Source organism: Arthrobacter sp. CJL-S3 (genome assembly GCF_056711635.1).
The window spans coordinates 3182390-3205417 of sequence record NZ_CM160046.1 but is presented as its reverse complement, the minus strand read 5'-3'; the positions used below and the strand labels follow the sequence as shown (position 1 = coordinate 3205417).

At 70.2% G+C, this 23028-nt stretch carries 18 protein-coding genes; 14 read left to right on the top strand and 4 right to left on the bottom strand.

Annotated elements, in window-relative coordinates; all coding sequences use genetic code 11:
• The 7 genes from AC06G6_RS14525 (at position 1) to AC06G6_RS14495 (ending at position 10883) form a co-directional block, all read left to right on the top strand.
• Entirely contained in the window at positions 1 to 348 is a 348-nt protein-coding gene (locus AC06G6_RS14525; RefSeq protein ID WP_024366340.1) for a holo-ACP synthase, read from the top strand.
• Positions 349 to 412: 64 nt separating this feature from the next.
• On the top strand, positions 413 to 1927 hold the full coding sequence (locus AC06G6_RS14520) for an NAD(P)H-hydrate epimerase (protein ID WP_479823162.1): 1515 nt from the start codon (positions 413 to 415) through the stop codon (positions 1925 to 1927).
• A 111-nt stretch (positions 1928 to 2038) separates the two neighbouring features.
• Complete coding sequence (gene glgX, locus AC06G6_RS14515) at positions 2039 to 4378, top strand: glycogen debranching protein GlgX (protein WP_479823160.1); 2340 nt, start codon at positions 2039 to 2041, stop codon at positions 4376 to 4378.
• A complete protein-coding gene (treY, locus tag AC06G6_RS14510; RefSeq protein WP_479823158.1) occupies positions 4375 to 6705 on the top strand; it encodes a malto-oligosyltrehalose synthase in 2331 nt (776 codons plus the stop codon). The genes glgX and treY overlap by 4 nt, the downstream gene beginning before the upstream one ends.
• Before the next feature lie 28 nt (positions 6706 to 6733).
• Complete coding sequence (gene treZ / locus AC06G6_RS14505) at positions 6734 to 8518, top strand: malto-oligosyltrehalose trehalohydrolase (RefSeq protein ID WP_479828699.1); 1785 nt, start codon at positions 6734 to 6736, stop codon at positions 8516 to 8518.
• 15 nt (positions 8519 to 8533) lie between these two features.
• Positions 8534 to 9571, top strand: coding sequence for an L-glyceraldehyde 3-phosphate reductase (gene mgrA, locus AC06G6_RS14500; RefSeq protein WP_479823156.1), 1038 nt, complete (start codon positions 8534 to 8536; stop codon positions 9569 to 9571).
• Between the two features lie 226 nt (positions 9572 to 9797).
• Positions 9798 to 10883: an inositol-3-phosphate synthase gene (locus tag AC06G6_RS14495; RefSeq protein ID WP_307460432.1), complete on the top strand. Its 1086-nt coding sequence runs from the start codon at positions 9798 to 9800 to the stop codon at positions 10881 to 10883.
• A gap of 77 nt (positions 10884 to 10960) precedes the next feature.
• Here AC06G6_RS14495 and AC06G6_RS14490 read toward each other — a convergent pair whose 3' ends face one another.
• From AC06G6_RS14490 to mshA, 3 genes are all read right to left on the bottom strand, one after another.
• Positions 10961 to 11878 carry a DUF559 domain-containing protein gene (locus tag AC06G6_RS14490; RefSeq protein WP_479823154.1) on the bottom strand — a complete coding sequence of 306 codons (918 nt, stop codon included), beginning with the start codon at positions 11876 to 11878 and terminating at the stop codon, positions 10961 to 10963.
• A gap of 122 nt (positions 11879 to 12000) precedes the next feature.
• The gene (locus AC06G6_RS14485) at positions 12001 to 13650 is read right to left on the bottom strand and encodes a formate--tetrahydrofolate ligase (RefSeq protein WP_479828697.1); all 1650 of its coding nucleotides are present in this window, start codon (positions 13648 to 13650) and stop codon (positions 12001 to 12003) included.
• 216 nt (positions 13651 to 13866) lie between these two features.
• Positions 13867 to 15153 (bottom strand): D-inositol-3-phosphate glycosyltransferase, encoded by a 1287-nt coding sequence (gene mshA, locus AC06G6_RS14480; RefSeq protein WP_479823152.1) that lies wholly within the window; start codon positions 15151 to 15153, stop codon positions 13867 to 13869.
• 131 nt (positions 15154 to 15284) lie between these two features.
• Here mshA and AC06G6_RS14475 point away from each other — a divergent pair, with 131 nt between their 5' ends.
• Positions 15285 to 15821, top strand: coding sequence for an N-acetyltransferase family protein (locus AC06G6_RS14475; protein ID WP_479823150.1), 537 nt, complete (start codon positions 15285 to 15287; stop codon positions 15819 to 15821).
• 10 nt (positions 15822 to 15831) lie between these two features.
• Here AC06G6_RS14475 and AC06G6_RS14470 read toward each other — a convergent pair whose 3' ends face one another.
• Positions 15832 to 17265, bottom strand: coding sequence for a family 4 glycosyl hydrolase (locus tag AC06G6_RS14470; RefSeq protein ID WP_479823148.1), 1434 nt, complete (start codon positions 17263 to 17265; stop codon positions 15832 to 15834).
• Between the two features lie 81 nt (positions 17266 to 17346).
• Between AC06G6_RS14470 and AC06G6_RS14465 the strand changes: the two genes are divergently transcribed.
• The 6 genes from AC06G6_RS14465 to tsaD all read left to right on the top strand — a co-directional run bounded on the left by AC06G6_RS14465 (position 17347) and on the right by tsaD (position 22990).
• The gene (locus AC06G6_RS14465; protein WP_479823146.1) at positions 17347 to 18438 is read left to right on the top strand and encodes a carbohydrate kinase family protein; all 1092 of its coding nucleotides are present in this window, start codon (positions 17347 to 17349) and stop codon (positions 18436 to 18438) included.
• A gap of 284 nt (positions 18439 to 18722) precedes the next feature.
• Complete coding sequence (alr, locus tag AC06G6_RS14460; protein WP_479823144.1) at positions 18723 to 19958, top strand: alanine racemase; 1236 nt, start codon at positions 18723 to 18725, stop codon at positions 19956 to 19958.
• Positions 19955 to 20581, top strand: coding sequence for a tRNA (adenosine(37)-N6)-threonylcarbamoyltransferase complex ATPase subunit type 1 TsaE (gene tsaE / locus AC06G6_RS14455; RefSeq protein WP_479823142.1), 627 nt, complete (start codon positions 19955 to 19957; stop codon positions 20579 to 20581). Before alr ends, tsaE begins: the two co-directional genes overlap by 4 nt.
• A complete protein-coding gene (gene tsaB / locus AC06G6_RS14450) occupies positions 20581 to 21252 on the top strand; it encodes a tRNA (adenosine(37)-N6)-threonylcarbamoyltransferase complex dimerization subunit type 1 TsaB (protein WP_479823140.1) in 672 nt (223 codons plus the stop codon). Before tsaE ends, tsaB begins: the two co-directional genes overlap by 1 nt.
• Before the next feature lie 131 nt (positions 21253 to 21383).
• Positions 21384 to 21851, top strand: coding sequence for a ribosomal protein S18-alanine N-acetyltransferase (gene rimI, locus AC06G6_RS14445; RefSeq protein ID WP_479823138.1), 468 nt, complete (start codon positions 21384 to 21386; stop codon positions 21849 to 21851).
• Positions 21848 to 22990, top strand: coding sequence for a tRNA (adenosine(37)-N6)-threonylcarbamoyltransferase complex transferase subunit TsaD (gene tsaD, locus AC06G6_RS14440; protein WP_479823136.1), 1143 nt, complete (start codon positions 21848 to 21850; stop codon positions 22988 to 22990). The genes rimI and tsaD overlap by 4 nt, the downstream gene beginning before the upstream one ends.
• Positions 22991 to 23028: the final 38 nt, after the last annotated feature.

Below are 23028 nucleotides of genomic sequence, written 5' to 3'. Positions count from 1 at the left end.
ATGATTGTTGGCATTGGCGTAGACGTCGTAGACATTGAACGGTTCGGCCGGCAGCTGGAGCGCACCCCCGGGTTGCGCGACAGGCTGTTCGTCCCCGCGGAGCGCGAACTGAACACCCGCTCCCTGGCGGCCCGGTTCGCCGCCAAGGAGGCAGTGGCCAAAGTCCTCGGCGCTCCGGCCGGCATGAACTGGCAGGACTGCTGGATCGGGCTGGACCAGAACGGGCCCACCGTCCAGGTCAAGGGCACCGTCCTGGCCGTGGCCGAGTCGAAAGGCGTCAAACGCTGGCACCTGTCCATGAGCCACGACGGCGGCATCGCCACGGCGACCGTCATCGCCGAAGGCTGAGCGTCACCAGCGACGAACCACGCCGCACTTCCCCCAGCGACTGCACCGCGAACGGACTGAAACGATGATCAGCGCCTACACCGGAACCCAGATACGGGCGGCTGAAAAGCCCTATCTGCAAAACGGTGCGGGCGCTGTTCTCATGCAGCGGGCCGCCCACGGGCTGGCCAACGCGGTGGTCCGCGAACTCCGTGACCGCGGGGAGCGCCTCTACGGCGCCAGCGTCACCGTGCTCGCCGGCAAGGGCAACAACGGCGGGGACGGGCTGTTCGCGGGCGCCATGCTGGCCGGCCGCGGCATGCGGACGACGGCGGTGCTCACCGCGGGGGAGGCGCACCCGGAAGGGCTGCAGGCCTTCGAAAAGGCCGGCGGCCGGGTGATCCGCCTGACCCACGGGAACGTCGCAGGCGCCGCGGCAGCCGCCGCGGCGTCCGGCGTCGTCCTCGACGCGGTCCTCGGCACGGGCGCGCAGGGCGGGCTCCGCGGCGCTGCCGCCGAACTGATCGAGTCGCTGGGCAGCGCCCGGCCCGGGCTCGTGGTGGCCTGCGACATCCCCAGCGGGGTGGACGCCGACACCGGCGAAGCCAATCTCCCTGTGCTCCGCGCGGAGCTGACCGTGACGTTCGGCGCCGCCAAGGCCGGGCTGCTGGCCGATCCCGGAGCGGACTACGCCGGGCGGGTGCAGGTGATCCCGATCGGGATCGAGGCTGCCCTGCCGGATCCGGCCCTGCGCCGGCTGCAGTCCGCGGACCTCGCCGCGCTCCTGCCCCGCCCCGAGCGGCGCTCCCACAAGTACTCCCGCGGCGTCCTCGGCGTCGTGGCCGGCTCGCAGCAGTACCCCGGCGCCGCGGTGCTGGCCTGCCGCGGCGCGCTGGCCGCCGGCGTGGGCATGGTGCGATACCTCGGCCCCCCCGACGTCGCCGACCTGGTCCGCCGGTCCTGCCCGGAAGTCGTGTGCAGCTCCGGCACCGCCGCGGACGCCCACGTCCAGGCCTGGCTGCTGGGACCGGGGATCGACGAGCACGCCCACGAGCAGCTCGAACGCGTGGCCGACGCCGCGGCCACCGGGCTTCCCGTCGTGGCCGACGCCGGGGCGCTGCCGGCCCTGCCCCGGAGCCTCGCCCCGCACTTCGTCCTGACACCCCACGCCGGCGAGCTGGAAACCCTGCTGGCCCGCTACGGCGCCGCCCCAGGCCGCCCCGGAGTGGAGGGCGCCACGCTCGCTGCCGCCCGGCGGGCCAGCGAACTGACCGGGGCCACCGTCCTCCTCAAGGGCGCCACGACGCTCGTGGCCGCTCCCTCGGGGGCCGTCTTCAGCCAGGCCGACGCGACCCCGTGGCTGGCAACGGCCGGCAGCGGGGACGTGCTGGCCGGCATCCTGGGGGCCCTGCTCGCGCAGCTGGCCGGAGCCCCCGGCACCTTCACTTCCCTCGGGATCCGCGCCGATGACCGCTGGGCCGCCATCGCGGCGCTGGCCGCCAGCGTCCACGGCCGGGCCGGAAGCCTCGCCTCGGACGGCGGGCCGGTGACGGCGTCGGACGTCGCGCAATCCGTGCGGGAGGTCATCGCCAAGCTGTAACAAACGCGCGCACCGAGTGCGCCGAGTCAATTAGTAAACCTACTTACCAGTAGTCTGTCTAGAGAATTTTTTGTCTGTCTAGAGAATTTTCGCCACGCACGAGGAGTACACATGGAAGTCTGGCCCGGAACGGCATACCCGCTGGGAGCCACCTTTGACGGCACCGGCACCAACTTTGCCCTGTTCAGCGAACGCGCAGAACGGGTGGAGCTTTGTATCCTTGCTGATGATCTGTCCGAGACACGCATCGAACTGACCGAAGTGGACGGCTATGTGTGGCACTGCTACCTGCCGCACATCCAGCCCGGCCAGAAGTACGGCTACCGCGTCCACGGCCCGTACGAGCCCGAGAACGGCAACCGCTTCAACCCGAACAAGCTGCTGATGGACCCCTACGCCAAGGCCGTCCAGGGCCAGATCGACTGGGACCCGGCGCTGTTCACCTACGAGTTCGGCGACCCCGATTCCCGCAACGACAGCGACTCGGCGCCGCACACCATGCACGGCGTGGTCATCAACCCGTTCTTCGAATGGGACGGCGACCGCCAGCTCCGGATCCCGTATCACGAATCGGTCATCTACGAGGCCCACGTCAAGGGCCTGACCGAGCTCCACCCGGAGGTCCCCGAAGACCAGCGCGGCACGTACGCCGGAGTCTCGCACCCGGCTGTGATTGACCACCTGAAGAAGCTCGGCGTCACCGCGATCGAGCTCATGCCCGTGCACCAGTTTGTCAACGACGGCACGCTGGAGGAGAAGGGCCTCACCAACTACTGGGGCTACAACACCATCGGCTTCTTCGCCCCGCAGAACACCTACAGCTCCTCCGGCGACGTCGGGCACCAGGTCCAGGAATTCAAGGCCATGGTCCGCGAGCTGCACAAGGCCGGCATCGAAGTGATCCTGGACGTGGTCTACAACCACACCGCGGAAGGCAACCACCTCGGCCCCACCCTGTCCTTCAAGGGCATCGACAACCAGGCCTACTACCGCCTCGTCGACGACGACCTGAAGCACTACATGGACTACACCGGCACCGGAAACTCCCTCAACGTCCGGCACCCGCACTCCCTCCAGCTGCTGATGGACTCCCTGCGCTACTGGGTTACGGAAATGCACGTCGACGGCTTCCGCTTCGACCTCGCCTCCACGCTCGCCCGCGAGTTCTACGACGTCGACAAGCTCTCCACCTTCTTCGAACTCATCCAGCAGGACCCGATCGTTTCCCAGGTCAAGCTCATCGCCGAACCCTGGGACATCGGCCCGGGCGGCTACCAGGTGGGCAACTTCCCGCCGCAGTGGACCGAGTGGAACGGCAAATACCGCGATACGGTCCGCGACTTCTGGCGCGGCGAGCCGTCCACCCTGGGCGAGTTCGCGTCCCGCCTGACCGGCTCCGCGGACCTCTACGAAAGCTCGGCGCGGCGCCCGGTCGCCTCGATCAACTTCGTCACGGCCCACGACGGCTTCACCATGCGCGACCTGGTGTCCTACAACGAGAAGCACAACGACGCCAACGGCGAGGGCAACAACGACGGCGAATCGCACAACCGGTCCTGGAACTGCGGCGCAGAGGGTGACACCGACGACGACCGCGTGCTGACCCTGCGGGCCCGGCAGCAGCGCAACTTCATCGCCACCCTGCTGCTCTCGCAGGGTGTCCCGATGCTCCTGCACGGCGACGAGCTCGGCCGCACCCAGCAGGGCAACAACAACACCTACTGCCAGGACTCCGAGCTGAGCTGGATCCACTGGGACGCGATGGACCAGCCGCTGGTTGAGTTCACCGCCGTCGTCAACAAGATCCGCCACGACCACCCGACGTTCCGGCGCAGCCGGTTCTTCGACGGCCGCCCGGTACGCCGCGGTGAAGGAGAGAAGCTGCCGGACATCGTCTGGCTGAAAACGGACGGCACCGAAATGCTCCCGGAGGACTGGGACAGCGGCTTCGGCCGGACCATCGGTGTGTTCTACAACGGGCACGGCATCCAGGAGCAGGACTCCCGCGGCCGCCGGATCACCGACGACAGCTTCCTGCTCGCTTTCAACGCCCACGACGACGACGTGGACTTTGAGCTGCCGGCCGAGGAATACTCCAAGTTCTGGGACGTCCTGGTGGACACCTCGGATCAGGCCGACACCGCGGAACCGCTTAAGGCCGGCTCGGTGATCGGGCTCGCTGCCAAGTCGATGGTGGTGCTCCGCGCGCACTCCGGCCCCGAGGTGGAAGTGGACTACTCCGCTGCCGCGTCGCTGGCCGTGATGGCCGAGCACGAGGAAGAGGGTTCGGCAGCGGCTGCCGCCGAGCTCGAGGCCGCCGAGGCTGCGGCTGCCGAGGAGGCCGCTGCCGCCAAGGCCGCCGCCGCTAAGGCCAAGGCACCGTCGGCCAAGGGGGCTGTCCGGAAGAAGCCGGCCGGGAAGCCGAAGGATTCGAAGGGGCCCGCCAAATGAGGACCCCGGTCTCCACCTACCGGCTTCAGATCCGGCCCGGCTTCACCCTCCAGGATGCTGCCGAGACCGTGCCCTACCTGAAGTCACTCGGCGTGGACTGGATCTACCTCTCGCCGATCCTGACCGCGGAGAAGGGCTCGGACCACGGCTATGACGTCACCGACCCCTCCGCAATCGACCCCGACCGGGGCGGCGCCGAGGGCCTGACCGCCGCGTCACGGGCAGCACGGGACGCCGGGATGGGTGTGCTCGTCGACATCGTGCCCAACCATGTCGGCGTCGCAACCCCCGTGCAGAACCCGTGGTGGTGGTCCCTGCTCAAGGAGGGACAGCAGTCCCGCTACGCCCCGGCGTTCGACGTCGACTGGGACTTCGGCGGCGGCCGGATCAGGATCCCCGTGCTGGGATCGGACGCCGACGTTGAGGCGCTGGAAATCAAGGACGGGGAGCTGCGGTACTACGACCACCGCTTCCCGCTGGCCGAGGGCAGCTACACCGAGGGGGATGATCCCCGCGAGGTCCACGACCGGCAGCACTACGAGCTGGTCGGCTGGCGCCGGGCCGACAACGAGCTGAACTACCGCAGGTTCTTCGCCGTTAACAGCCTTGCCGGCATCCGGGTCGAGATCCCGGAGGTCTTCGACGAGGCCCACGCCGAGATCGTCCGCTGGTTCCGCGACGGGCTGGTCGACGGCGTGCGGATCGACCACCCGGACGGCCTGGCCGATCCGGAGGGCTACCTACGCCGGCTCCGCGAGGTCACCGGCGGCAGCTACCTGCTGATCGAGAAGATCCTGGAACCGGGGGAGGTGCTCCCGGCGGGCTTCGACTGCGAGGGGACCACCGGCTACGACGCCCTCGCGGACGTGGACCGGCTCTTCGTCGACCCCGCCGGGCAGGAGACCCTCGATGCGCTCGACACCGAGCTGCGCGGCGGCCAGGCGGCGGACTATGAGGAGATGATCCGGGGCACCAAGCGCCGGATCACGGACGGGATCCTCCACTCCGAGATGCTCCGGCTGGCCCGGCTGGTGCCGTCCGGAACGGGGCTCTCGGTCGAAGCGGCCGCCGATGCCCTGTCCGAAATCATCGCCGCCTTCCCGGTATACCGCAGCTACCTGCCCGAGGGTGCGGATGTCCTGAAGGAGGCGTGCGAACTAGCCGTCCGCCGCCGCCCTGAGCTGGCCGACGCCGTCGGGCTGCTGCTGCCCCTGTTGCTTGACGCCGGCCCGGAGCCGGACGCCGAGCTGGGACGCCGCTTCCAGCAGACCTCCGGCATGGTCATGGCCAAGGGCGTGGAGGACACCGCGTTCTTCCGCTACACCCGGCTGGGGACCCTGACGGAAGTCGGGGCCGATCCCACCGAATTCTCGGTCGACCCGGACGAGTTCCACCATCGGATGGCCCGGCGGCAGGCCGAGCTTCCGCTGTCCATGACGACGCTGAGCACGCACGACACCAAACGCAGCGAGGACACCCGGGCCCGGATCTCCGTGCTCGCCGAGATGGCCTCGCAATGGCGGGCCACCCTGGCCCGGCTGCAGGAACTGGCGCCGCTGCCCGACGGGCCGCTCGCCAACCTGCTGTGGCAGGCCATCGCCGGCGCCTGGCCCGCGGACCGGGACCGGCTGCAGTCCTACGCGCAGAAGGCGGCCCGGGAGGCCGGCAACTCGACCGACTGGCTGGACCCGGATGCCGGTTTCGAAGAGAAGCTGGCCGCCGCCGTCGACGCTGCGTTCGACAACGCCGACGTCCGGGCGGAACTGGAGTCCTTCGTGGACCTCCTGGCGCCGTACGGGGCCGTCAACTCGCTGGGCGCCAAGCTGGTGCAGCTGACCATGCCCGGGGTCCCGGACGTGTACCAGGGCACCGAGTTCTGGGACCGCTCGCTGACGGATCCGGACAACCGGCGGCCGTTCGACTACGGTGCGCGGCGCACGGCCCTGGCCGCGCTCGACGCCGGTGACCGCCCGGCGTCGTACACCGATGACGCGGCGAAACTCCTGGTCACCTCGCGGGCGCTGCGCCTGCGCCGCGACCGCCCGGAGCTGTTCACGGGCTACCGCCCCGTGGCGGCAACCGGCTCGGCCGCCGGGCACCTGGTCGGCTTCGACCGGGTCGGTGCCGCAGGCACCGGGGCCGTCACGCTGGCGACCCGGCTGCCCCGGGGACTGGAGCAGCAGGGCGGCTGGCGGGACACCGCCATCGAGCTGGACAGCGCCATGACCGACGAACTGACGGGCGCCACCTTCGGCCCGGGCGCCGTGGAGGTGGCCGCCATCCTGGCCAGCTACCCGGTTGCCCTGCTGGTCCCCGCCAAGCACTGATTGACCCACCGATAGACGGAAAGCTGTGATCACTTTGCTCGCGAACGGAAATGAACGCTTCGACCTCTGGGCGCCGGAAGCGGGCACCGTGACGCTGCTGGCCGACGGCCGGCACTACCCGATGACCCGGCGGACCGGCGTCGGGGCCGCTACTGACGCCGGTACTGACGGGTGGTGGACCGCCCCGGAGGCCCCGGCCTCCGGGGACGTCGACTACGGCTACCTGCTCGACGGGGACACCACCCCGCTGCCGGACCCTAGGTCCCGGCGGCAGCCCGAGGGTGTCCACTCGCTGTCGCGCACGTTCGACGCCGGCAGCCACGAGTGGGCGGACGGGCAGTGGCAGGGCCGCGGGCTGCAGGGGGCCGTGATCTACGAGCTGCACCTGGGGACCTTCACCCCCGAGGGCACGCTGGACGCGGCCATCGGGAAGCTCGACTACCTGGTGGATCTCGGCATCGATTTTGTCGAGCTGCTGCCGGTGAACGGCTTCAACGGCACCCACAACTGGGGCTACGACGGCGTCCTCTGGTACGCCGTGCACGAAGGCTACGGCGGACCCGCCGCGTACCAGCGCTTCGTGGACGCCGCCCATGCCGCCGGGCTCGGCGTCATCCAGGACGTCGTCTACAACCACCTCGGCCCCAGCGGGAACTACCTCTCCCGGTTCGGGCCGTACCTGAAGTCGGGGGAGGGCAACACCTGGGGCGACTCGGTGAACCTCGACGGCCCCGGCTCCGACACGGTGCGTAGCTACATCCTCGAGAACGCCGCGATGTGGCTGCGCGACTACCACGTGGACGGGCTGCGGCTTGATGCCGTGCACGCCTTCAAGGACGAGCGCGCGGTCCACCTGCTAGAGGAGTTCGGTGCGCTCGCGGACGAAGTGTCCGCCGAAACCGGCCGTCCCGCGACGATGATCGCCGAGTCGGACCTCAACGACCCGAGGCTGCTCTACCCGCGGAACCTCAACGGCCACGGCCTGGCCGGGCAGTGGAGCGACGATTTCCACCACGCCGTGCACGTCAACGTCAGCGGGGAGGCCACCGGCTACTACGCCGACTTCGAATCCCTCGAGGCCCTCGCCAAGGTCCTGGTGGACGGCTACTTCCACGACGGCAGCTACTCCAGCTTCCGCGGGCGCCACCACGGCCGGCCCATCAACACCGGTCTGGTCCACCCGGCGGCGCTGGTGGTCTGCAGCCAGAACCACGACCAGATCGGCAACCGGGCCACCGGGGACCGGCTGTCCCAGACCCTGGGGTACGGCCAGCTGGCGCTCGCCGCCGTCGCGACCCTGACCTCGCCGTTCACGCCCATGCTGTTCATGGGCGAGGAATACGGCGCCACCACGCCGTGGCAGTTCTTCACCTCGCACCCGGAGCCGGAGCTTGGCAAGGCCACCGCGGAGGGCCGGATCCGCGAGTTCGAGCGGATGGGCTGGGACCCCGCCGTCGTGCCCGACCCGCAGGACCCGGAGACGTTCACCCGCTCCCGGCTCAACTGGGCCGAAGCGGCCGAGGGCGACCACGCCCGGCTGCTGGAGCTGTACCGGCAGCTGATCGCGCTGAGGCGCGCGACACCGGAACTCGCCGGCCTGGGCTTCGAGGACACCGCGGTGGCCTTCAGCGAAGCCGACCGCTGGCTCCGGCTGCGCCGCGGCAGCGTGGAGGTCGCGATGAACTTCTCCGCCGAACCGAACCGGCTCGCCGTTGCCGGCAGCACCATCGCGCTGGCGACCGACGGCGGCGTGCGCCTCGCGGACCGCCAGCTCGAGCTCCCCGGCCACAGCGCCGCCATCATCTCGAAATAGGACAGGACAGTACGCATGACTTACGTTGCAGCAGACACCCGGTATGACTCCATGCCCTACCGCCGCGTGGGACGCAGCGGGCTGAAGCTCCCCGCCATTTCGCTCGGCCTGTGGCACAACTTCGGCGACGACAAGCCCTTCGAAACCCAGCGCGCCATCCTGCGCCGGGCCTTCGACCTCGGCGTCAACCACTTCGACCTGGCCAACAACTACGGTCCGCTGGCCGGCTCCGCCGAGACCAACTTCGGCCGGCACCTCAAGGACGACTTCGCCCCCTACCGGGACGAGCTCATCATCTCCACCAAGGCCGGCTACAACATGTGGCCGGGCCCGTTCGGCGAGTGGGGCTCACGCAAATACCTGCTCGCCAGCCTGGACCAGTCGCTGAACCGCATGGGTCTGGACTACGTCGACATCTTCTACAGCCACCGGCCCGACCCGGAGACGCCGATGGAAGAGACCATGGGCGCCCTGGACCACGCGGTCCGCTCCGGAAAGGCCCTGTACGCTGGCATCTCCTCCTACACCCCGGAACAGACCCTGGAGGCCGCCCGGATCCTGAAGGAGCTCGGCACCCCGCTGCTGATCCACCAGCCCAGCTACTCCATGCTGAACCGCTGGACCGAAAACGGCAGCCCCAACCTGTACGAGGCGCTGGAACAGGTGGGGGCCGGCTCGATCGCGTTCTCACCGCTGGCGCAGGGCATGCTCACCGGCCGCTACCTGAACGGGATCCCGGCCGATTCACGCGCCGCCCAGGAGAAATCCCTGGCCGAGGACAGCATCACCGAGGACAAGCTGGACCGGGTGCGGGGGCTGCACCGCATCGCCGAGGGCCGCGGGCAGACCCTCGCGCAGATGGCCATCGCCTGGATCCTGCGCGAACAGGGCAAGGGCACCTCCGTGACCTCCGCCCTGGTCGGCGCGTCCAGCGTCCGCCAGCTTGAGGACAGCCTGGCCGCGATCAACAACCTCGGCTTCACGGCCGCGGAGCTGACGGCGATCGACGAGTTCGCCGTCGAGTCCGACATCAACCTGTGGGCGCAGAAGTAGCCTGCCCCTCCCGCCCGCCAGTTCTGCCCGCGCGACCCGCCCGCGCGACCTGCCCGCCCTGCCGCACCGCCCGTCATACGGGCGGTGCGGCAGGACGGGAACAACTGAGGTCCCCGCGCCGTTGACTAGAATGCTAAGGGCGCCGTACGGCGCCGTGCCCGCTGCCGCCGTCGTGCATCAGAGTACTTCCGCGCCGGGCACATGAAGTTGTCCCCAAAGGAGTTCCGTGTCTTCACATCCGATTCGTGTTGCAATCGTCGGCGTAGGTAACTGCGCCACCTCGCTGGTCCAGGGCGTCGAGTACTACCGGGAGGCCGACCCCAAGGCCACGATTCCGGGGCTGATGCATGTCGAGTTCGGCAAGTACCACGTCAACGACGTTCAGTTCGTTGCCGCGTTCGACGTCGACGGCAAGAAGGTGGGCCTGGATCTGGCCGACGCCATCCTGGCCAGCGAAAACAACACCATCAAGATCGCCGACGTCCCGCCGACCGGTGTCACCGTCCAGCGCGGCCCGACCCTCGACGGTCTCGGCAAGTACTACCTCGAGACCATCGAGCAGTCCACGGAGGAGCCGGTCGACGTCGTCCAGGCCCTCAAGGACGCCAAGGTCGACGTGATGGTCTGCTATCTGCCGGTCGGGTCGCAGGAAGCCGCGGAGTACTACGCCCAGTGCGCCATCGACGCCGGCGTGGGCTTCGTCAACGCCCTGCCGGTCTTCATCGCCGGCACCAAGGCCTGGGCGGACAAGTTCACCGCCGCCGGTGTCCCGATCGTGGGCGATGACATCAAGAGCCAGATCGGTGCCACCATCACGCACCGGGTCATGGCCAAGCTGTTCGAGGACCGCGGCGTCACCCTGGACCGCACCTACCAGCTGAACGTCGGCGGCAACATGGACTTCAAGAACATGCTGGAGCGCGACCGCCTCGAGTCCAAGAAGATCTCCAAGACCCAGGCCGTCACGTCCAACGTCGAGGCCGACATCGCCCCGCGCGACGTCCACATCGGCCCGTCGGACTACGTCCAGTGGCTCGATGACCGCAAATGGGCGTTCGTCCGCCTCGAGGGCCGCAACTTCGGCGACGCCCCGGTGTCGCTCGAATACAAGCTGGAGGTCTGGGACTCGCCCAACTCCGCCGGCGTGATCATCGACGCCATCCGCGCTGCCAAGATCGGCCTGGACCGCGGCATCGGCGGCCCGCTGCTCTCCGCCTCGAGCTACTTCATGAAGTCCCCGCCGGAGCAGTTCAACGACGACCTCGCCCGCGACAAGGTCGAGGCCTTCATCCGGGGCGACCTGGAGCGCTAACCCCTCCCCGGTTGCCCTATCACTTTCGGTGCCCAAACCCCTGGTTTGACCTCCACAAGTGATAGGGCAACCGGCGTTTAACCGGGGCGAAGGGCGGCCCGAACGCGCTGGACGGCGCCGCGGAAATCATCCGCCAGATCGTCGGAGTTGAACTTGAAGTAGCGCCAGCCTGCCGCGTTGAACGATTCGTCGCGGCGGTTGTCGCGGGACTGCTGTTCGGGCGTGCGGTGATGTCCGCCGTCGTACTGGATCGCGACCCGTTGCCTCCGGTAGCCGAGGTCCGCAGCGGGGGAGTAGGGGTCGCCCGGCACAATCCGCAGCTGCAGTTCGGGCTCCGGCAGCCCGGCCTCGGTCAGCGCCAGGCGCAGGAACGTTTCCGGCGCGGAGTCGGAGCCGGGCCGGATGAGCTCCAGCGCCTCGCGCGCCTTCACAATTCCCTTGAGCTTCGGATGCCGTCTGAGCATTGCCGCGAGCTGGGGAAGCGTCGCCCACGGCCCCGTGCGGCCCTCCAGCCCAGGGCGGGGCTGACGCACCAGCTGATCTCCGACCGCGACGAGATCCTTCAGCGGCAGGATACGCGCAAGGTCCAGCCACGTCCTGGCCGGCGTTGAAATCCGGATTCCGTCCCAGACCATGAGTTCGTCGTCGAACGCGAGAACGGTATGTCCGACCACACCCGCCCGCCGGACCGGCGGCAGAACCTTGGGCTTGCTCAGATGCAGTTCCCGGCACCCGCGGAACCACGATGGAAGCCACAGGCCCAGCAGCACGGCGGCCGTGAGGTGCGAAATCCACGCGCCCGGCGTCGCGGCCGACAGGGCACGGGCCAGCCCCCGGAGTTCAAACTCCCAGCCGGCGGGCAGGTAAACCAACCGGCCGGCCGTCGCGAGATCGGCAGCGCGGAGCCGGGAGCTGCCCAGGGCCGCAGCCCGCGCCTCGTACACAGTGAACGGGGCCGAGGCGAGGTGCGTCGGCAGGGCTGCTGGTGGTCGCATGCCGACCATTCTTATCCGAACGCAGAATCCGCGCTCCGGTTATCCACAAGGACCCGTTGCGCTATCACTTTTGGTGGCCATTCCGCGGAAATGGCAACCAAAAGTGATAGCGCAACTGGGGGTTAGAAGAGGCCGACGGGGTTGCCTTCGGCGTCGACGTCCATGCGCATCGCGGCCGGGACCTTCGGGAGCCCCGGCATCGTCATGACCGCGCCGGTGAGGGCCACGATGAAGCCTGCACCGGTCTTGGGAATAAGGTCGCGGACGTGCACGGTGAACCCCTTCGGTGCGCCGAGTTTGCTCGCGTCGTCGCTGAAGGAGTACTGGGTCTTGGCCATGCAGACCGGGAAGCCGGACCAGCCGTTCTTCTCGATCTCCGCGAGCCGCTTGAGCGCCGGGACGGAGAAGTCCACGCCGTCGGCGCCGTAGATCTCCTGCACGATCGTCCGGATCTTGTCCTCCACCGACATCTCCAGCGGGTACAGGTGCCGGAAGGTGTGCGGCGCCTCAATGGCCGCGGCGACCTTGGCCGCGAGTTCGTCGCCGCCGTCACCGCCGCCGCCTCGCCCCCAGACATCGGCCACGGCCGCCTGGACGCCCTCCGCGGCGCACCATTCCAGCAGCCAGTCCAGCTCCTCCCGGGTGTCGGTGGCGAACTTGTTGATCGCCACGACGGGGGTGATGCCGAACTTCTCCACGTTCCGCACATGGCGCTGGAGATTGACGACGCCGGCGGCCAGCGCGTCCAGGTTGGGCTCCTTGAGCTGGTCCTTGGGGAGGCCGCCGTGCATTTTCAGGGCCCGCACGGTCGCCACAATGACGACGGCGGACGGGGCGACGTCGGCGACGCGGGACTTGATGTCCATGTACTTTTCCGCGCCCAGGTCGGCGCCGAACCCGGCCTCGGTGATGACGATGTCGGCCAGGCTGCGTGCGGTCTGGGTGGCGATGAGGGAATTGCAGCCGTGGGCGATGTTCGCGAACGGTCCGCCGTGGACCAGGGCCGGGGTCCCGGCGATGGTCTGCACCAGGTTCGGTTTGATGGCGTCCTTGAGCAGCATGGTCAGGGCGCCCTGGACACCCAGCTGGGCCACCGTGACCGGCTGCCGGTCGTAGGTGTACCCGAAGGTGATCCGGCCCAGCCGCTCCCGGAGGTCCGCGAGGTCCGTCGCGAGGCAGAACACCGCCATGATCTCGGAAGCCACGGTGATGTCGAAGCCGTCCTGCCGGGGGATGCCCTGCGTCGGACCGCCGAGGCCGATCACGACCTCGCGCAGCGAACGGTCGTTCATGTCCAGCACCCGCTTGAAGGTCATCCGGCGCGGGTCGATGTTCAGCTCGTTGCCCTGGTAGATGTGGTTGTCCACGAGGGCCATCAGGGCGTTGTTCGCCGAGGTGACGGCGTGGAAATCGCCGGTGAAGTGCAGGTTGATCTCGTCCATCGGCAGCACCTGGGAGTAACCGCCGCCCGTGGCGCCGCCCTTCATGCCCAGGATCGGCCCGAGCGACGGTTCGCGCAGCGCGATCATCACCTTGTGGCCGGCGCGGGCCAGGGAATCCGCCAGCCCCACTGTGGTGGTGGACTTGCCTTCACCGGCCGGGGTGGGGGACATCGCCGACACCAGCACCACCTTGCCGGGGGCGCGGGACGCAGTGCCGTCCGGTGAACCGGCGAGCTTGGCGGGGTCGATCTTGGCCTTGTAGCGGCCGTGGAAGTCCAGCGCCTCGGCATTGATCCCGGCGGCCGCGGCAATCTCCTCGATCGGCCGCATCGTGGCCCGCTGCGCGATCTCCAGATCACTCAGCACGGCGGCGGCGCCCGCGGCAGGCGCGACGGCGGCACCCGCGGACGCGGCCGGCGCAGCGCCCGCGGCGCCGGCGCCTCCCGCGGCTGCTGTGGCGGCTGATCCGGGAATCGTGGTTTCAGACATCGTCGTCCTTTGGCTCGTGGCGGCGGTGGGTGTGCCGGCCAGTGGGTCAGGCCGCTTCTACCGGCCGATGGTTCCGGGTGCGGGCGTGTGGCCCACCGGAATGGTCAGGTTTCCAAAGTACTGGCTCAACGCCGTGTGGTAGCTCTCCAGCGTCACCGCGGCGGTTCGGTGCCAGCCGAATCCCTCCGCGTGCACGGCGGCCGCGCGGCCCATGTCCTCGCGGGTTGCCGGGTCGTCATACAGGGCTTCGAGCGCGTCGGCCCAGTCGGCGGCCTTGTGGCCCTCCACGAGCATCCCGGTCCGGCCGTCGAAAACGGCACGGGACAGCCCGCCGACCTTGGTGGCGACCACCGGCGTGCCGCAGGCCTGGGCCTCCAGCGCCACAAGACCGAACGATTCGCTGTAGGACGGCATCACCACGACGTCGGCGGAACGGAACCAGCCGGCCAGCTCCGGTGCGCTGACCGGCGGATGGTGGGTCACGACGTCGTCCATTCCGGCGGCCCTGATCAGCGACTTCAGGTCGAAGTCCTTGGCCCCGCTGACCGCGCCGACGATGGTCAGCTGCAGGTCGATGTCGGGACGCCGGTTCCGGAGCAGGGCGGCGGCCTTGATGAGGATCTGCGGCCCCTTGAGGCGCTGGATCCGTCCCGCGAACAGCAGGTGGAACCGGCCCGGCGGGATCCCGTGGGCGGCCCGGGCACGGCTGCGGAACGCCGGCGTGAAGATGGCCAGGTCCACGCCCGGCGGGGCCACATCGATGTGGTCATTGTCCGCGTGGTAGTGCGAGACCAGCTCCGCCGCTTCGGTGCCGGTGTTGGCGATCAGCCGTGTGGCGCCGTCGACAATCCGCTGCTCGCCGTCCTCGCGCCGCCGCGGCTCGGGCTGCTCGCCGGAGACCAGCAGCAGGTTCTTGACCTTCGCCATGGTGTGCATGGTGTGCACGAGCGGCAGTCCCCACAGGCTGGCGAGCTCCAGCCCGGCCACCCCGGACACCCAGTAGTGCGAATGGATCACGTCATAGCGGCCGTGCGGCTGGAGCTGCCGGATGCGGTCGATTTCGGCGACCATGCTGTGCAGCAGTTCGGGAAGTTCTTCCTTGGGCAGCTTCCGGGCCGGGCCGGCCATGACGTTGTGCACGCAGACGCCGGGAGAGGGGTGCTCGACGGCGGCCTGGCCGGCGGAGGTGGACCGGGTGAAGATCTCCACCTCGACGCCGGTGTCGGCGAGGGCCGCGGCGAGCGCACGGATGTACACGTTCATGCCCCCGGCGTCGCCGGACCCGGGCTGCTCCATCGGGGAGGTGTGCAGGGACAGGAACGCGACGCGGCGGATCAGCGACATTCTTTCCCCTTCCTCCTGGAACACACCCGGAACTGCATTTCGATAAAACACTACTCCTGAAAATCCCGCGGGTTCATAGGCCGGTGGGCGGCACCGGTCACAGCGCCGGGCATGCTGCTAACGTGACGGCTGTGAGCACACGCGAAGAGACCGATTCCACCGACCCGGGCTGGGACATCCGCCCCGCCGCCGGGACGGACTGGCCGGCGATCTGGGGGATCCTGGAACCCGTGATCAGGGCCGGGGAGACCTTCACCTGGGACCGGGACACCACCGAGCACCAGGCCCGCGAACGGTGGTTCAAACAGCCCCCGGGGCAGACCTTCGTCGCCGTCGGCCGCGGGGAGCTCGACGGCGTGGTGCTGGGCACCGGGGAGCTGCACGCGAACCAGGGCGGCGGCGGAAGCCACGTCGCCAATGCCGGGTACATGGTCGACCCGGCGCACGGGGGCAAGGGCGTGGCCCGCGGGCTGTGCGCCTACTCGCTCGACGCGGCGCGGGCGGCCGGTTTCCGCGCCATGCAGTTCAACGCCGTCGTGGAAAGCAACGTCCGGGCCGTGGCCGCCTGGCAGTCCCTGGGCTTCGAGGTGCTGGCCACCATCCCGGAAGCGTTCCTGCACCCGCGGCTGGGCTACGTGGGACTGCACCTGATGTACCGCAGGCTCTAGCGCCGGGGACTCAGGGCTCCCCGCGCCAGAGCTCCTTCAGCTCCGGGAACGCCGCCTCATACCCGGCCAGCAGTTTGCCCGCGAGGTCCGCGGAGCCGACCAAAGGGTGCCCGGCGAACGCCGCCAGCGCCGCGTCCCTGCTGCCCGGCCCGGTCAACCCGGAGTCCCGGCTGGTTGCCGCCACCACGAGCCGTTCGACGTCCTTGACCTGCCGGAGCAGTGCCAGCTGGGCCGGCGCCGGCTGCTCCTGCGGCAGCGGCACCACGCCGTCGGGCGTCACCCGGCAGGGAACCTCGACGACGGCGTCCGCGGGCAGTCCCGGAATGGCCGGCACCGCGGCGCCCCCGCCGCCCCCGCCGGAACTGCGGCCGGCGGTGTTGGGGGTGTTGAGGATCAGCTCCGCTGCGCCGCCGCCGGAGAGCGCTCGCATCACCGCAAGGGCGACGCGTTCGTAACCGCCGCCGCCGGCCAGGTCGGTCTCGTCCCGGCGCTCGCCGGCGGCACGGGCCTCGGCCAGATAGCCCTCCTCGCGGGAACGCCGCGCGGCGTCCCACAGCCGGTACGCCTCCGGCCCGGCCGCCGCGAGCCGCGGATAGAGCTCGGACTGCTGCCGGTCGATGGACTCGCCGCGGGTCGTGGGGGAGGACCGGATGCCGGCCAGGGCGCGTCCGGTCTCGTAGTAGTAGTACAGGTATTCGTTCGGCAGGCACCCCAACTTGGCCAGGAAGGGCTGCGGAAACAGGCGTCCTTCCTCGAAACCGGCCAGGGCGTCGGCGTCGGCCAGCAGCCCGGGCAGTACGTCCCGGCCGCCGGAGACCAGCCGGTACAGCCAGCCGAGGTGGTTCAGGCCGTAGTAGCCCACGCCGTCGAGCGTGCCCTCCGGCAGCGCGACGCCGGCGGCGTTCGCCGCCCGGTGCACCAGGCCACTGGCCGAATCGCAGATCCCGACCACCCTGCGGCCGAGGACCGGGACCAGGGCTTCGGTGACCATGCCGGCCGGGTTCGTGAAGTTCAGCAGCCACGCGTCGGGGCAGTGGTCCCGCATCCGGGCGGCGAGATCCAGCATGCGGGGAATGGACCGCAGCGCGTAGGAGATGCCGCCGGCCCCCGTCGTCTCCTGGCCCAGGAGTCCGAGGTCCAGGGCGACCCGCTCGTCGGCGGTGCGGCCGGCTGTCCCGCCGGGGCGGATCGCGGCAAAGACCAGGTCCGTGCCGTGCAGCGCCTCGGACAGGGAGGTAGTGGCGCGGACCGCGGGAAAGGCGGCGGCGCCGGGCGGGTGCTGCCCCGCGAGGGACGCCAGGACGGCGTTGATGGCGGCCAGCCGGCCGGGATCGACGTCGTACAGCACCAGTTCCCGGACCAGCCCGGCGAAGGGGCCCGCGCAGAGCGCCCGGTAGACCAGCGGTACCCGGAATCCGCCGCCTCCGGCAATCATCAGCCGCATGCCGACAGTCTATGCACTGCGGCGGCTTCCGGGCCCGGCAGACGCCTTTCCAGCGGTACCGGGACGGCGTACTGTGCATACATGGACGCGATACCGACGCGGCGTTTTGACCCGCTTGCCTCCGTCCGAACCCCGGGTGCGGAGGGCTTTGACCTGCTGCTGACCGGGACCGTCTTCCAGGACATCATCTTCACCGGGCTCCCGCACGCGCCGGTCGCCGGCACCGAGATCTGGAGCGACGGGATGGGCAGCTGCCCCGGGGGCGTGGCCAACCAGGCCATCGCCGCGGCACGGCTGGGGCTGCGGACCGGTCTCGCGGCAGCGTTCGGCGATGACGGCTACGGCGACTCGAACTGGAAAATCCTGGCCGGACAGGAACACATTGACCTGTCACTGTCCCGGAAGATCGCCGGCTGGCACTCCCCGGTCACGGTGTCCCTGAGCGTGGACCACGACCGGTCCATGGTGACGCACGGCCATCCGGCGCCGGTGACTTCCAGCGAACTGGTCGGCTGCCCTCCTCCGGCGCTCGCCGCCGTCGCGGAGCTTGGCGAGGAGCTGGAGCCGTGGGCGCTCGACGCGCACAAGGCCGGGGTCCGGCTGTTCGGCGACGTCGGCTGGGATCCCACCGGCGTCTGGTCCGCGGCGCGGCTGGATAACCTGCGGTACTTCCACGCGTTTATGCCGAACCAACACGAGGCGATGGCCTTCACCGGGCACGACAACCCGTGGGCGGCGCTCTACGCGCTGGCGGACAAGGTGCCGGTCGCCGTCGTGACCCTTGGGCCCCAGGGTGCCATGGCCGTGGACTCCGAAACGGGCGAGGAGGAATGGGTGCCGTCGCTGCCGGTGTCCGCCTACGATCCGACCGGCGCGGGGGACTGCTTCGGCGCCGCCTTCATCGTCGGCTGCCTGGCCGGCTGGCCGCTCGGTGACCGGCTGCGGTTCGCCAATCTCTGCGCCGCCCTGGCCGTGCAGGAGGTCGGCGGCTCGCTCGCTGCCCCCGGCTGGGGGGACATCGCCGACTGGTGGCAACGGGCCAACGCCCGGAAGGAACGCCAGAGCAGCCAGTGGCTCCGGCGCTACAGCTTCCTCGCGGACATCGTCCGTGACGTGCCGCCGGAGGCGCAACGGCGGGCGACGGCGACCATCGCGCACCTTTCGGACGCGTAGCAGGCTCCCCTCCCGCTGGACATGCGCTCCCTGCGGGCCGAGGAGTGGACATGATGCCAGGTGCCCAGTCGGGGGCTCGAACACTGGGCATGTCCCCCGGGCGGGCGTGGGTGTGCGCTGACCTGGATCCGGCGGCCGCTGGACATGCGCTCCCGGCCGACCCGGGAGTGGACATGATGCCATGGTGCCCAGTCGCGGGCTCGAACACTGGGCATGTCCCCCGGAGGGGTGGTGCCGGGAGGCCCGAATTCAGCCGCATGCGCAGCCACCCCTAGAATCGTTAAGTGACTTACCCAGCAGCAACAGGTGACTTCCGGCCCGTCCCGCACGCTCCGCCGGCCTACGCCGAGGAGCGCTCGGCAATAATCGACCTCGAAGCCATCCGGCACAACGTCCGCCGCCTGGCCGCCGTCGCATCACCGGCCCAGGTGATGGCCGTGGTCAAGGCCGACGCCTACGGCCACGGCGCCGTCCCCGTCGCCCGCGCCGCGCTCGCTGCCGGTGCCGGCTGGCTGGGAACCGCCCACATCTCCGAGGCCCTCGCCCTGCGCGCCGCCGGCATCGAGGCCCCCCTGCTGGCCTGGCTGCACACTCCGGAGAGCAACTTCGCCGCCGCCGTGGCCGCCGGCATCGATATCGGCTGCTCGGGCTGGGAACTGGAACGCATTGTTGCGGCGGCCCGCGAGCAGGAACGGCCGGCCCGCGTGCACCTCAAGGTGGACACCGGGCTGGGCCGCAACGGGGCGACGCTGGAGGCCTGGGACAGCCTCGTGGGCGAAGCCATGGACTTCCAGGACCAGGGGCTGCTGCGCGTGGTGGGCATCTTCTCCCACCTGGCCGTCGCCGACGAACCCGAACGCCCGGAAACCGACGACCAGCTGGCGGCCTTCCGCGACGCCCTCGCCGTCGCCCAGGACGCCGGAGTGGACCCCGAGGTGCGCCACCTCGCGAACACCCCGGCCACCCTGTCCCGGCCCGACACGCATTTTGACCTGGTCCGCGTCGGGCTGGGCCTGTACGGACTGTCGCCGTTCGACGGGCAGAGCTCGGAGGAGCTGGGCCTGCGCCCGGCCATGACGGTCCGCACCGTCGTCTCGCACTGCAAGGATGTGCCGGCCGGCCAGGGCGTCTCCTACGGACTGAACTACCGCACCGCCGGCACCAGCACGCTGGGACTGATCCCGCTCGGCTACGCCGACGGCGTCCCCCGCATCGCCACCGGAGGACCGGTCCGCGTCGGGGGCGTGAACTACCCCGTGGTGGGGCGCATCGCGATGGACCAGATGGTGATCGACCTGGGCCCGCTCAACGTCTCCGCGGGCGGCCCCAGCGTCCTCGGCGCCGAGGCCGTGCTGTTTGGCAACGGCGACGACGGCGGTCCCACCGCCGAGGACTGGGCCCGGGCGGCCGGCACCAACAATTACGAGATCGTCACCCGCATCAGCCCCCGGGTGCCGCGCCGCTACATCAACGAAGAACCTGTCACAGAAGAGCCTGACAGCGGCGAGCCGCGGCCGTGAGCGCACCGGCCTGGGTACGGACCCTGAGGGTCGGCACCGCGGACGAGACGCACGCCCTCGCGGCAGTCCTCGGCGCCCAGCTCCAAGCCGGTGACCTGCTCGTCCTCACCGGCGAGCTGGGCGCGGGAAAAACCACCTTCACACAGGGCCTCGGCGAGGGCCTGGGGGTCCGCGCCGGCATCATCTCACCGACCTTTGTGCTGGTGCGGATCCACCCGAACCTGCCCGACGGTCCGCGGCCGGGCGGCCCGGACCTGGTCCATGTGGATGCGTACCGGCTGGGTTCGGCCTCGGAAATCGACGATATCGACCTGGAAAACACGATGGACAGCGCCGTGACCGTGGTGGAATGGGGCCGCGGCCGCGTGGAGCACCTGAGCGAGAGCCGGCTGGAGGTGGACCTGGTCCGCAGCCTCGGCGGGGCCCCGTCGCCTGCACCCGCCCACGGCCCGGAGCCCGCCCACGGCCCGGCAACAACCGGAGACGCCGAGGTGCTGGACTTTGACACCGACGACGACGACGAGCCCCGCACCATCGTGATCCGCGGCTTCGGTCCGCGCTGGGTGCACCCGCCCGCCCTCCCCGTGCCACAGCCCCTGCCCCACACCCCGGAAGGGACCTGATGCTGATCCTTGCCATCGACACCTCGGCGGTGGCCAGCGCCGCGCTCGTCTCCGATGACACCCCGGAATCCCTCGTGGGAAGCTTCGCCACCGAAGACACCCGGAGCCACGCCGAAGTGCTGGCGCCGGGAATCGAGGCGCTCCTCGCCGAGGCCGGCCTGAGCGGCGCCGACGTCGACGCGGTTGTCACCGGGGTGGGGCCGGGACCGTTCACCGGCCTGCGCTCGGGGATCGTCACCGCCCGCACGCTGTCGTTCGTCTGGGGCAAGCCGCTGTACGGACTGATGAGCCTGGACGCCATCGCCCTGGAGGTCGCGGAGTCCACGGATGCGGCGCCGGAGTTCATCGTCGCCACGGATGCCCGGCGCAAAGAGGTCTACTGGGCCCGGTATGCGCTCAGCATCGGCCAGTTGCCGCAGCTGCTCGACGGCCCGCACGTCGGTTTCGCCGCGGACCTCCCCGATCTTCCGGTCTACGGCGCCGGCGCCGGCCTGTACGCCGACGTCGTCAAGGCCGTCCCGGAGTTCCGCGACCGCCAGCCGGAGGCCCTCTCGCTGGGCCAGTTCGCGCTCGCACGGCTCGCCGCGGGGGAGCGGCTGCTGGATTCCACCCCGCTGTACCTGCGCGAGTCCGACGCCCAGGTCCCCGGTCCGCGGAAGAGGGCGCTGTGAACGCCGAGTCCGCAGGGCAGAACACAGGACAGGCCCCAGGACAAACCGCAGGATGGAAGCAGGGACAAAACCCCGCGCAGGGAACGGGCGCGGTGCCGGCGGGGCTGCCCGGCGGGGTGATGCTCCGGGACATGACCCCGGCTGACATCCCGGCCGTGCATGCGCTGGAGTGCAGGCTGTTCCCGGTGGACGCCTGGCCGCTGCAGATGTTCGCTGCCGAGCTGGCCCAGGCCGAAACCCGGCGCTACCTCGTGGCCGAATGTGCCGGGCGGATCGTGGGCTACGCCGGGCTGATGTGCATCCAGCCGATCGCGGACGTCCAGACCATCGCCGTCGTCCCGGAGCAGGAAGGCCGGGGGATCGGCTCGGCGCTACTGACCGAACTCATCCGGGAAAGCCGGCTGCGGCGAGCCGAGGACGTGCTGCTGGAGGTCCGGGCCGACAACCCCCGCGCCCAGCAGCTCTACCGCCGCTACGGCTTCGAACAGATCCATGTCCGGCCCCGCTACTACCGCGACGGCGTCGACGCGCTGATCATGCGGCTCCGGCTGGACACCGCCGGCTCCGCCACCACACCCCGGGAAGCAGACCGCCCATGAACAGCACCCAGCACGACCGGCCGCTGGTCCTTGGCATCGAGTCCTCGTGCGACGAGACCGGCGTCGGGATTGTCCGCGGAACGCAGCTGCTGACCAACACCGTGTCCTCCTCCATGGACGAACATGTCCGGTTCGGCGGCGTGATTCCCGAGATCGCCTCCCGCGCGCACCTGGACGCCTTCGTCCCCACCCTCCGCGAGGCACTGGCCGAAGCCGGGGTGACCCTGGACGACATCGACGCGATCGCCGTCACCTCCGGGCCCGGGCTGGCGGGGGCCCTGATGGTCGGGGTCTGCGCGGCCAAGGCGCTCGCCGTCGCGACGGGCAAACCGCTCTACGCGATCAACCACCTGGTCGCCCATGTCGGCGTCGGGCTGCTGCAGACGGACGACGGCGGCCGGCACCCCTTCGCCGGCGCCCCGGGCGAGACCCCGGAGAACACCCCGCCGGCCAACGCCCTGCCGGAAAACCTGGGCGCCCTGCTGGTCTCCGGGGGGCACACCGAGATCCTGCGGATCCGGAACATCACCGGGGACGTCGAGCTGCTGGGCTCCACAATCGACGACGCCGCTGGCGAGGCCTACGACAAGGTGGCGCGGCTCCTGGGCCTCGGGTATCCGGGCGGTCCGGCCATCGACAGGCTGGCACGCACGGGCAACGCCAAAGCGATCCGCTTCCCGCGCGGCCTCAGCCAGCCCAAATACATGGGGACCGCGGAGGAACCCGGCCCGCACCGCTACGACTGGTCCTTCAGCGGGCTCAAGACCGCCGTCGCCCGCTGCGTGGAGCAGTTCGAGGCCCGCGGCGAGACCGTGCCGGTGGCGGACATCGCCGCGGCCTTCCAGGAGGCCGTCGTGGACATCATCACCTCCAAAGCCTTGCTGGCCTGCCGGGAGAACGGCATCACCGAACTGCTGCTCGGCGGCGGCGTGGCGGCGAATTCACGGCTGCGCCAGCTCACGGAACAGCGCTGCAGCGCCGCCGGCATCCGGCTGACCGTCCCGCCGCTGGCGCTGTGCACGGACAACGGCGCCATGGTCGCGGCCCTCGGCGCCCAGCTGGTGATGGCCGGGATCGCGCCGAGCGGCATCGGCTTTGCGCCGGATTCCTCCATGCCGGTCACCACCGTCTCGGCCTGAGACGCTTCGGCGCGGCACGCTCCGCAAATCTGACTGGC

Excerpts from the sequence above, each read along its gene's own strand:
- AC06G6_RS14525 (WP_024366340.1), top strand. The coding sequence starts at position 1 with ATGATTGTTGGCATTGGCGTAGACGTCGTAGACATTGAACGGTTCGGC.
- AC06G6_RS14520 (WP_479823162.1), top strand. The coding sequence starts at position 413 with ATGATCAGCGCCTACACCGGAACCCAGATACGGGCGGCTGAAAAGCCC.
- glgX (WP_479823160.1), top strand. The coding sequence starts at position 2,039 with ATGGAAGTCTGGCCCGGAACGGCATACCCGCTGGGAGCCACCTTTGAC.
- treY (WP_479823158.1), top strand. The coding sequence starts at position 4,375 with ATGAGGACCCCGGTCTCCACCTACCGGCTTCAGATCCGGCCCGGCTTC.
- mgrA (WP_479823156.1), top strand. The coding sequence starts at position 8,534 with ATGACTTACGTTGCAGCAGACACCCGGTATGACTCCATGCCCTACCGC.
- AC06G6_RS14490 (WP_479823154.1), bottom strand. The coding sequence starts at position 11,878 with ATGCGACCACCAGCAGCCCTGCCGACGCACCTCGCCTCGGCCCCGTTC.
- AC06G6_RS14485 (WP_479828697.1), bottom strand. The coding sequence starts at position 13,650 with ATGCGGCCGATCGAGGAGATTGCCGCGGCCGCCGGGATCAATGCCGAG.
- mshA (WP_479823152.1), bottom strand. The coding sequence starts at position 15,153 with ATGTCGCTGATCCGCCGCGTCGCGTTCCTGTCCCTGCACACCTCCCCG.
- AC06G6_RS14470 (WP_479823148.1), bottom strand. The coding sequence starts at position 17,265 with ATGCGGCTGATGATTGCCGGAGGCGGCGGATTCCGGGTACCGCTGGTC.
- AC06G6_RS14465 (WP_479823146.1), top strand. The coding sequence starts at position 17,347 with ATGGACGCGATACCGACGCGGCGTTTTGACCCGCTTGCCTCCGTCCGA.
- tsaB (WP_479823140.1), top strand. The coding sequence starts at position 20,581 with ATGCTGATCCTTGCCATCGACACCTCGGCGGTGGCCAGCGCCGCGCTC.
- rimI (WP_479823138.1), top strand. The coding sequence starts at position 21,384 with ATGACCCCGGCTGACATCCCGGCCGTGCATGCGCTGGAGTGCAGGCTG.
- tsaD (WP_479823136.1), top strand. The coding sequence starts at position 21,848 with ATGAACAGCACCCAGCACGACCGGCCGCTGGTCCTTGGCATCGAGTCC.